Below are 8,719 nucleotides of genomic sequence, written 5' to 3'. Positions count from 1 at the left end.
TCAGGCGGGGGACTCGTCGGGCCCATCGGCTGCTGAGCCACCGTCGACCGCCAAAGCGCGGGCGATTATCGACAGTGAAGCGTGGGCGAGTGCACTGATGGCGATGAGCTGGCGGTTGTGCATCGTGGTGCCGCGGATCACTCGGAGGCAGAATTCATCGCGACTTAGCCCAGTGCCGATCGGGCGGATGTTGTCGCGGGCCGTTGGGGCGGCGGCTCGAGTGCGGACGTGTGCTCTTCCGATCGTGGGGGACTCCTCAGGCGGGGGACTCGTCGGGCCCATCGGCTGCTGAGCCACCGTCGACCGCCAAAGCGCGGGCGATTATCGACAGTGAAGCGTGGGCGAGTGCACTGATGGCGATGAGCTGGCGGTTGTGCATCGTGATGCCGCGGATCACTCGGAGGCAGACTTCATCGCGACTGAGCTCAGTGCCGATCGGTCGGATGTTGTCGCGGGCCGTTGCGGCGATGGCTCGGCACTGATCGACGACCGAATCGGCGCTGACGGAGTAGCCGGCGGCATCGACCATCTCGAGGGTTCGAGCTACGGCTGTCCGAGCGGCGGACTCTTCAGCCGGCCGCAGACGATGGGGGAGGGCGCGAGCAGTATGCGCACCGCGGACGAGGGCGCTGGCAGCGAGCCGCTGACGCCCCCGACACTGAGCGAGACCGGCCCGGTCACTGCGCCGTGACAAGATCGGGCAGGGAACTGACGAGACGGAACCGGGTCTTCAGGCGACGAATTTGTCGAACTCGTCGTTCTTGGCCAGGAAATTCTGCACATAAGAGCACGTGGTACGGAACTTCAGTCCCGCCTCGGCGCTGGTCTCGAGGGCATAGCGCACCAGCTTGGCCGCCAGGCCGCGACCGCCCCACTCGGGCGAGACCTCGGTGTGGGTGAAGGTGCGCACCGGACCGTCGGAGGTGTCATCGGCACTCGCCTTACGGTCGACGTAATCGGCGACACCGATGACCTTGCCCGCGTGGGAGACGGTGAAGCGTTTGGCTGCGGCATCCTCGGCGATGGTGAAGGTCTCTCCCGAGATGTCGATGTCCATGGTCGTTCCTCCCGAATGTCGGTGCTCCGAATGTCCGCGTCGGCGGCACTGCGCGATGGTCGTCGGCGATCGGCTGACGCTCGTCGCCGTCCTGACAGTTGACACTATAGTTGTGTTTCTGAGGACGCGACTAGCCTGATCGGATGACTAGCCTGGTCAGTCGCAGCTGCACGGACGATTGTGAAGGAGCCCCACCCATGACCGCACAGCCTTCGGCCTCCCCGGTCGACGCGCACCGCCAGAAGCTGCGCGCAGTCGGCGTCGAGATCGCCGAACTGACGTCTGCCGACATCGCCGACTATGTCGAGCTCGTGTCCTCGGCCTACCGCGGCGAGGGGTCGAAGCAAGGGTGGACGACCGAGGCGGACCTGCTGGGCGGACAGCGACTCGACGGCCCGATGGCCGAGGACATGCTCGCCGAGGCGGACTCCCAGATCCTGCTCGCCCGCGATGAGCAGGGCCGCGCCGTCGCCAGCGTCTACGTGCGCGAGCCCGAAGACGGAGCCGCCTACCTCGGCGTGCTCGCCGTCTCTCCGCTGGGGCAGGGCAAAGGCGTGGGGTCAGCGCTCATCGGCCTCGCCGAGGCATGGGTGGCCGAGCACTGGGGCGCGACATCGATGCGGATGAGCGTGATCAGCAAACGCGAGGAACTCATCGCCTACTACGAACGTCGCGGCTACTCGCGCACCGGAGAAGTCGAACCCTTCCCTTACGGCGACGAACGCTTCGGACTGCCGAAGGTCGACGACCTCGAATTCGTGCTGCTGTCCAAGCCCCTGGGGTGAGGGGCGGCTTCGCCGAGAAACGGGCTGAGCGTCGAGAAACGCATGTGCACACCCGTTTCTCGACGCTCAGCCCGTTTCTCGATGAACTCAGCCTCAGAACATCATGGCGGGAACGACGAGGCCGCCGACGAGGGCGATCGGCCCGATGACGACCATCGACATGCCGAACTTCACGAGGATGCGCGTCAGTCGCGGCTTGTCCTCGACCGGGGCGGTCGCCACGACCGTGGCACCCAGCGTCGAGAACGGTGAGACGTCGACGACGGCCGAACACACGCCCAATGCCGCGATGAGCGCCCAGCCGGGCACCCCACCGGCCGCGATGAGCGGCAGAGCCAGCGGCACGAGAGCCGCCAGGATGCCCGTCGTCGAGGCGAACGCCGAGACCAGGCCGCCGACGACGCAGAGGACGAAGGCCGCGATGAGCGGCGAACCGATCGCCTCGGCGCCCTCACCGAGCAGGTCCACAGCGCCCATGTTCTGCAGCACGCCGACGAAGGTGATGATGCCGCCGACGAGCAGCACGGTCGGCCAGTCGATCTTCGGGATCGCGGCCTTGCCCGTCTTCGGGTCGACGAGCGAGAGGATCGCGCCGAACATGAAGCACAGCAGGCCGATGTCCGGTTCCTGGCCGAGTGCCGCGAGCACCACCACGGAGACGATGAGGCCGACCATGAAGATCACGGTGAGGATCTGCACGAAGGTGAACGGAGAGGATTCGCCCGCCTCGTCGGTGGTGGAGGAGTCGAAGAGCGCTTCGTCCTCGTCATCCTCACCGAAGGCCACACTCGACGCCGAGGCGGAACCGCGGGAAATCGTCGACTGCGCGCTTCCGGCGTGCGCCCCGGCCGAAGCATGCGCAGAGGCTGCCACCGTGGTCTTCGAGAACAGCGACCGTCCGTACATGAAGTATGCGACGGTGAGCATGACGAGGTAGACGGCCACGGCGATGCCGAAGAGCAGGAACGGGGAGAGGTCGATTCCGGCATCGTGCGCGGTCGAATACGTGACGATTCCGTAGAGGCTCGTCGGGGCGAAGCCGCCGGCGCCGATGGCAAAGCAGATCGCCAGGCCCATGAGCGCATAGTCGACGCCGTACTTGCGGGCGACCTGCATGCCCACCGGCATCATCACCAGGCCCGCCAGCGGAGCGCCCATGGCCGCAATGCAGCCTGTGATGACGAAGAACACCGCGGGCAGCAGCACCGCCGAGGATCCGACGCGTTCGAGCGCCCAGTCGATGATCTTGTCGACCGTTCCGTTCTCCTGCGCGATTGCGAAGAAGTAGGTCACGCCCGCCAGCAGGATCATGATGCTCAAGGGGAATTCTGCGACGATGTCGTCAACTGCCATATCCGTGAGGAGGAGCCCGGTTCCGGCTGCGCCGACGAGCATGAGCACGCCGATCTGCACCCCGCGGACCGCGCCGATGGCGAAGAGAGCGATGAAGATGAGCAGAGCAATGATCTGAGTGAGCATGATGTCCTTGCGAAGGCTGAAACGACACTGAGTATCGCTGGCTGATTCGCTGGGAGACTACCAGTGTTACCGATGCGTACAGGTGAGGCGTGTCCGGTCCGCCGGAAAGTCCCGATTATCGGAAATCCTCGCCAAGGCGGCCCCAATTACTACCTGACGGCGGCCCAGCAACCTCGCGCGAGGTATCTGGGCCGCCGTCAGGTAGTAATTGGGGTCGGGTCAGGTGAGGAGGAGGGCTCCGCCGAGGGCGATGAGGGCGACGATGATCGTGACCAAGGCGGCCAGGACGATCGGTCGGGCGCCGAGGTTCTTCAGCGATCGCCACTGCACTCCGCGACCGAGGGCGAACATCGCCATCGCCAAGCACACGGTCTGAATCCAACTGAGGCCGGTGACCGCGAACTCCGGCAGCAGACCGAAGGTGCGCAGAGCCGCCATGATGAGGAACCCGACGACGAAGAGGGGCACGATCGGCGGGCGCTTGCCCTGAGCCGGAGCCTGCTTCGTCGTGCTCGACACCGACCCCGCGGCCGGCTCGGAACCGGAGGCTGCCGCGGAACCCGCGGCCGACCCCGCCCTCGCAGAGGTCGCGGCGGTACCCGCGGCCGGCTTGGTGACGGTGGAGTTCGCCATCGCCGTGTCCTCACTGCGGCGCACGGCATAGCTGAACACGGCGACGGTGGGCGCGAGCATGATGACGCGGGCGAGCTTGACGAGCACGGCGACCTCGAGGGCCGCGGGTCCGATGATCCCGCCGATCGCGACGACCTGCGCGACCTCGTGCGTGGCGGCTCCGCCCCACATTCCCGCGGTCTCCGGGGACAGGCCCAGAGCAGTCGAGAGCCCGGGGACGATCGCGATCATCAGGGTGCCGAAGAGGACGACGAGGCCGATCGCGGCGGCCACATCCTCCTTCTTCGACTTCAGCGTCGACTCGACTCCGGCGACGGCGGCGGCACCGCAGATGCCGAAGCCGCTGCCGATGAGCACTGCCAGCGGGCGGTCGACCTTGAGCGGCTTGGCCAGTGCCAGGGCGGAGAGGATGCCGGCGGCGACGATGACGGAGGCGAGGACGAGGACGAGCCAGCCGAGTTCGAGGATGTCACCGAGCACCACCTGCGCGCCGAGGGCGACGATGCCCAGGCGCAGCAGCGGCTTCGCGGCGAAGTTGAGTCCGGGCATGAACGCCTCGGACAGGTTGGGCACGAGATTGCCCAGGAGGATACCGAGCACGATCGCCACGAGCAGCGGTGAGAGCACGGGCGCGAGCATGGAGATCGGCCACGCGACGGCCGTGGCCACAGCGGCGACGGCGAGTCCGGGTAAGAGGGAGACGAAGCGGTTCATGACTTCAGTCTGTCAACGCCTGGACGGTCGCAGTAGACGGTGATTTCTTCGCAACCCATATGGATCTGATATGTCATGATGAGCATATGCACGATCTCGGGAGTATGAAGAACTGGCCCGAGCTCCAGGCTCTGGGGCTGCTGGTGGCCCTCAGTGGCAACGCCAGGTCGATCGGCCAGGCCGCAGCGAAACTCGATCTCGCCCAGCCGAATGCCTCCCGCAGCCTGCGCAACCTCGAACGCGATCTCAAGGTGCCGCTGCTGCGGCGCTCTCCGCGGGGCACCGAACTCACCGTCGAGGGCCGCGCCGTCGCCGAATGGGCGTCGAAGGTCATCGAAGCCTACGACACGCTCTACGCCGGGGCCCGCGCGATCCAGGACGCCCGTGCCGGAACCGTCAAGGTCAGCGCCTCGCTGACGGTCGCCGAATACCTCATGCCCCACCACCTCACGACATTCCGCGCCGCACACCCGACAATCGACATCGGACTGTCGGTGGAGAACTCCGCGACCGTCATCGACCGGGTGCGCCGGCAGACCTGCGACCTCGGACTCATCGAATCCGTGTCCCTTCCGAAGGACCTCAACGCCGAGGTGGTCGGCCGTGACCGACTCATGATCGCCTGCGGCCCGGACTTCGCCCACGCCTGGACGAAGCCGATCACCGCCGAGGATCTGGCGCAGGTGCCGCTGCTCGTGCGTGAGATCGGCTCGGGCACCAGGGAGGCCATCGACGCGGCACTGCTCGGTGTGGGAGGAGTCCGCGTGGCGGGGGAGTACGGATCGAATTCTGCCCTGCGCATCGCCGCAGCCACCTCTGTGGCCCCGGCGGTCTTGTCGGAACTCGCTCTGCGCGATGACTTCCGGGCCGGACGTCTGGTGCCGCTGCCGGTGGCCGACGACGTCGATCTCACCCGTGAACTCCACGCCGTGTGGGCGAAGGGCAGGCGGCAGTCGCCCGGGGCGCGCCTGCTGCTCGAGCACATGGTCGACAGCCTCGAGTGATGGAATCCGGACGGCTCGGCACCGGCGGCGGCCGCGATCGTATATTGGGGACATGACACAGACTGAGCCTGCCTCCTCTTCGCCCGCCGCTCGTTCCGAGTTCGCTGCCGACACCATCGTCGTCGAAACCGGACGCCCGCAGCGTGCCGACGGCGCTGCCGTGAACCCGCCGATCGATCTGTCCTCGACCTTCGTGAGCGCGGGCGACATCTCCGCATCGCCCTATGCCTATGGCCGTTTCGACACCCCCGCATGGACGCCCTTCGAAGAGGCGCTCGGTCAGCTCGAACATGCGAGCCTGCCCGGGCTGGTCTTCGGCTCCGGTCTGGCCGCGATCTCCGCCGTGATCAGCCTCGTGCCCGCCGGCGGCACGCTCATCATCCCGACCCACAGCTACCAGGGGGCGCTCGCTTCTGCCGCGCAGATCGCCGGACGGCAGAACTTCGACCTCGTCACCGTCGACATCTCCGACACCGAGGCGGTCATCGCCGCCCTCGACCGGGCAGGGCACGCCACTACAGGTCAGGCGGCGACGGATGGAACGGCCGCCTCGGCGGGGGACGCTGACGGGGCGGCCGCCTCGGCGAGTGCCGGCGAAGCCGGATCCCCGGGAATGCTGTGGATCGAATCGCCGACGAACCCTATGCTCGAGGTCGCCGACGTTCCCGCGCTGACCACCGCCGCCAAGGACCGCGGGTTCCTCGTCTCCGTCGACAACACCTTCGCCACCCCGCTGCTGCAGACGCCGCTCGATCTGGGCGCCGATATCGTCGTGCACTCGGTGACGAAATACCTGGCCGGGCACTCCGACGTCGTCCTCGGCGCGGTCGTCACCGGCAATGTCGGACTGCGCGAGGACCTGCATACGGAACGATCCATGCGCGGTGGCATCGCCGGACCCTTCGAGGTCTGGCTGGCCCTGCGTGGACTGCGCACCCTGGCCGTGCGCCTCGACCGCGCGCAGGCCAACGCACACGCCATCGCCGAACGCCTGGCCGCCCACCCCACCGTCGTCGAGACCCGCTACCCGGGTCTGCCAGGTGATCCCGGCCATGCTCGTGCAGCCGCGCAGATGAACGGGTTCGGAGCGATCATCTCCTTCACCGTCGACTCCGCGGAGAAGGCCACCGCCATCGCCGAGGCGGTCCGACTGTGGACGCCGGCGACGTCCCTGGGCGGGGTGGAATCCCTCATCGAACGTCGCCGCCGGCGACGTCCCTGGGCGGGGTGGAATCCCTCATCGAACGTCGCCGCCGGCACCCCGCGGAACCGGCGACCGTGCCCGAGGGGCTCATCCGTCTGAGCGTGGGCATCGAGAACCTCGAGGACCTGTGGGCCGACCTCGAGGCGGCCCTGGCCTGATGGGGCAGGCGCCCGATTACGTGCTCGACCGGCCCAGCACGGACGACCGTGATCAGTTCTTCACCATCGACTCCGACCCGCGGGTCTGGACGCACCTGCCCAGCGGGCGCCTGACCGATGGGGAAGACGCCGTAGCGATCCTCGTCCGATTGGCCTCGCAGTGGGAGCTCGACGGAATCGGGCCGTGGATGGTCAGACGGGTTCCGGGTGGGGAGATCCTCGGCCATTGCGGATGCTCGCTGCGCGGAGTCGCCGGCCCCGGAGCCTCCCGCGGCACACCCGGAGCGTTCTGGAACCTCGGCTACCGATTCCGCCCCGAGGCGCAGGGGCGGGGACTGGCGAGTGCGGTCTCGCGCGATGCGATCGGAGCGTCCGAGGACGTCGACCCCGAACTGCCGGTCGTGGCGTATCTGCTCGAGGCCAACACCGCCTCGGCGGTGGTCGCCCGCAAGCTCGGCCTCGAACTCGTCCACCGCGCACCCGACGCCGGCAATCCCGACCCGTCTGCCATCCGGCTGGTCTTCGCCGACCGGGAGCTCACCGCCGCCCAGCTCGAGGCAACGTTGGCCTGACGCTCGTCGCATTCTGCCGAAAAACGGGTCAAACGTCGAGGCACGCGGGTGCGCCCACGTTTCTCGACGCTCAACCCGTTCTTCGGTGAAGCAGCTTTGCCACAACCCGTTTCTCGACGCTGAGCACGTTTCTCGGCAGCGAGCAATCCGCCTCGCTTATGTGACGCAGATCAACTTAACGTACGTTAAAGTGGCGGTAGATGCTTCCGCACTCCTCCCCGACGGACGGAAGCAGTCGCCCCGAAAGCTACTCGGATCATCGGATTCGTACGAAGGAGTCGCATTGTCCACCAGTGTTCTCACCGAAGTCAGCGGCGATGTCACGACCGTGACCATCAATCGTCCGGAGAGCCTCAACGCGCTCAACGAGTCGACGTTCCAGGCCATCGGCACGGCCGTCACCGAGGCGGCCGTGAACTCCCGAGCCCTCATCCTCACCGGCAATGAGCGGTCCTTCAGCTCCGGGGCGGATCTGCAGGGAGGGCTGGAACGACAAGACGGCATCGACCTCGACGGTGCGAATAGGATCATCGCCTCGATCCTCGACCTGCCTATCCCCACGATCGCGGCAGTGTCCGGACCGGCCGCCGGCATCGGCTGTTCGCTCGCGTTGGCCTGCGACTATCTGGTGATGAGCGAGAAGTCCTATCTCATGCTTCCCTTCACGAAGATCGGTCTCATGCCCGACGGGGGCTCGACTGCGCTGGTCGCAGCCTCGGCGGGGCGTCACCGGGCCCTGCGCATGGCGCTGACGGGAGAGAAGCTGCAGGCCGCCGATGCTCTCGACTGGGGGCTGGCCAGCGAAGTCGTACCGGTCGGAAGCCACCTGGCACGGGCCGAGGAAGTCGCCGCGGTCTTCGCGCAGGGTCCGACTCGCGCCCTGACCGCCTCGAAGCGAGCGATCAATCGGGCCAGCCTGGCTGAAATCGACTCGTCCTTCGGCCGCGAGGTCGAAGGCCAGGATGCGCTGCGGGCGAGCAAGGACTTCGCCGAGGGAGTCGCCGCCTTCCTCGAGAAGAGGGCACCCGGCTTCACCGGGGAATGATCCTGGAGCGGCGCGGATGAGACTGTTGATGACTGCCAGTCCACGGGCCGGTCCATGACCGCCTGGCC

At 67.3% G+C, this 8,719-nt stretch carries 11 protein-coding genes; 6 read left to right on the top strand and 5 right to left on the bottom strand.

Features of this window, described 5'->3' with window-relative positions:
• The 3 genes from BLIN9172_RS18230 to BLIN9172_RS15990 all read right to left on the bottom strand — a co-directional run bounded on the left by BLIN9172_RS18230 (position 1) and on the right by BLIN9172_RS15990 (position 1,057).
• A complete protein-coding gene (locus BLIN9172_RS18230; protein WP_180956983.1) occupies positions 1-141 on the bottom strand; it encodes a hypothetical protein in 141 nt (46 codons plus the stop codon).
• 115 nt (positions 142-256) lie between these two features.
• On the bottom strand, positions 257-529 hold the full coding sequence (locus BLIN9172_RS15995; RefSeq protein WP_101555937.1) for a hypothetical protein: 273 nt from the start codon (positions 527-529) through the stop codon (positions 257-259).
• A 201-nt stretch (positions 530-730) separates the two neighbouring features.
• Complete coding sequence (locus tag BLIN9172_RS15990; protein WP_101555936.1) at positions 731-1,057, bottom strand: GNAT family N-acetyltransferase; 327 nt, start codon at positions 1,055-1,057, stop codon at positions 731-733.
• 197 nt (positions 1,058-1,254) lie between these two features.
• Here BLIN9172_RS15990 and BLIN9172_RS15985 point away from each other — a divergent pair, with 197 nt between their 5' ends.
• Entirely contained in the window at positions 1,255-1,842 is a 588-nt protein-coding gene (locus BLIN9172_RS15985; protein WP_101555935.1) for a GNAT family N-acetyltransferase, read from the top strand.
• 93 nt (positions 1,843-1,935) lie between these two features.
• Here the strand turns inward: BLIN9172_RS15985 and BLIN9172_RS15980 are convergent, their stop codons facing one another.
• The gene (locus BLIN9172_RS15980; protein ID WP_101555934.1) at positions 1,936-3,321 is read right to left on the bottom strand and encodes an SLC13 family permease; all 1,386 of its coding nucleotides are present in this window, start codon (positions 3,319-3,321) and stop codon (positions 1,936-1,938) included.
• Between the two features lie 219 nt (positions 3,322-3,540).
• Positions 3,541-4,668: a YeiH family protein gene (locus BLIN9172_RS15975; protein WP_101555933.1), complete on the bottom strand. Its 1,128-nt coding sequence runs from the start codon at positions 4,666-4,668 to the stop codon at positions 3,541-3,543.
• A gap of 104 nt (positions 4,669-4,772) precedes the next feature.
• On the opposite strand from BLIN9172_RS15975, the gene BLIN9172_RS15970 reads away from it, so the two are divergent.
• The 5 genes from BLIN9172_RS15970 (at position 4,773) to BLIN9172_RS15955 (ending at position 8,651) form a co-directional block, all read left to right on the top strand.
• Positions 4,773-5,672, top strand: coding sequence for a LysR family transcriptional regulator (locus BLIN9172_RS15970; protein WP_257904179.1), 900 nt, complete (start codon positions 4,773-4,775; stop codon positions 5,670-5,672).
• A 52-nt stretch (positions 5,673-5,724) separates the two neighbouring features.
• Positions 5,725-6,975 (top strand): trans-sulfuration enzyme family protein, encoded by a 1,251-nt coding sequence (locus BLIN9172_RS15965; RefSeq protein ID WP_373270467.1) that lies wholly within the window; start codon positions 5,725-5,727, stop codon positions 6,973-6,975.
• Entirely contained in the window at positions 6,951-7,034 is an 84-nt protein-coding gene (locus BLIN9172_RS18895) for a PLP-dependent transferase (protein WP_373270468.1), read from the top strand. Before BLIN9172_RS15965 ends, BLIN9172_RS18895 begins: the two co-directional genes overlap by 25 nt.
• Positions 7,034-7,606 carry a GNAT family N-acetyltransferase gene (locus tag BLIN9172_RS15960; RefSeq protein ID WP_101555931.1) on the top strand — a complete coding sequence of 191 codons (573 nt, stop codon included), beginning with the start codon at positions 7,034-7,036 and terminating at the stop codon, positions 7,604-7,606. The genes BLIN9172_RS18895 and BLIN9172_RS15960 overlap by 1 nt, the downstream gene beginning before the upstream one ends.
• A 283-nt stretch (positions 7,607-7,889) precedes the next feature.
• The gene (locus tag BLIN9172_RS15955) at positions 7,890-8,651 is read left to right on the top strand and encodes an enoyl-CoA hydratase (RefSeq protein ID WP_101555930.1); all 762 of its coding nucleotides are present in this window, start codon (positions 7,890-7,892) and stop codon (positions 8,649-8,651) included.
• The last annotated feature ends 68 nt before the right edge of the window (positions 8,652-8,719 follow it).

It is taken from the genome of Brevibacterium linens ATCC 9172, assembly GCF_900169165.1.
In the GTDB taxonomy this organism is placed as follows: Bacteria; Actinomycetota; Actinomycetes; order Actinomycetales; family Brevibacteriaceae; genus Brevibacterium; species Brevibacterium linens.
The sequence above is the reverse complement of the archived record's forward strand: the minus strand, read 5'-3'. Positions and strand labels throughout refer to the sequence as shown.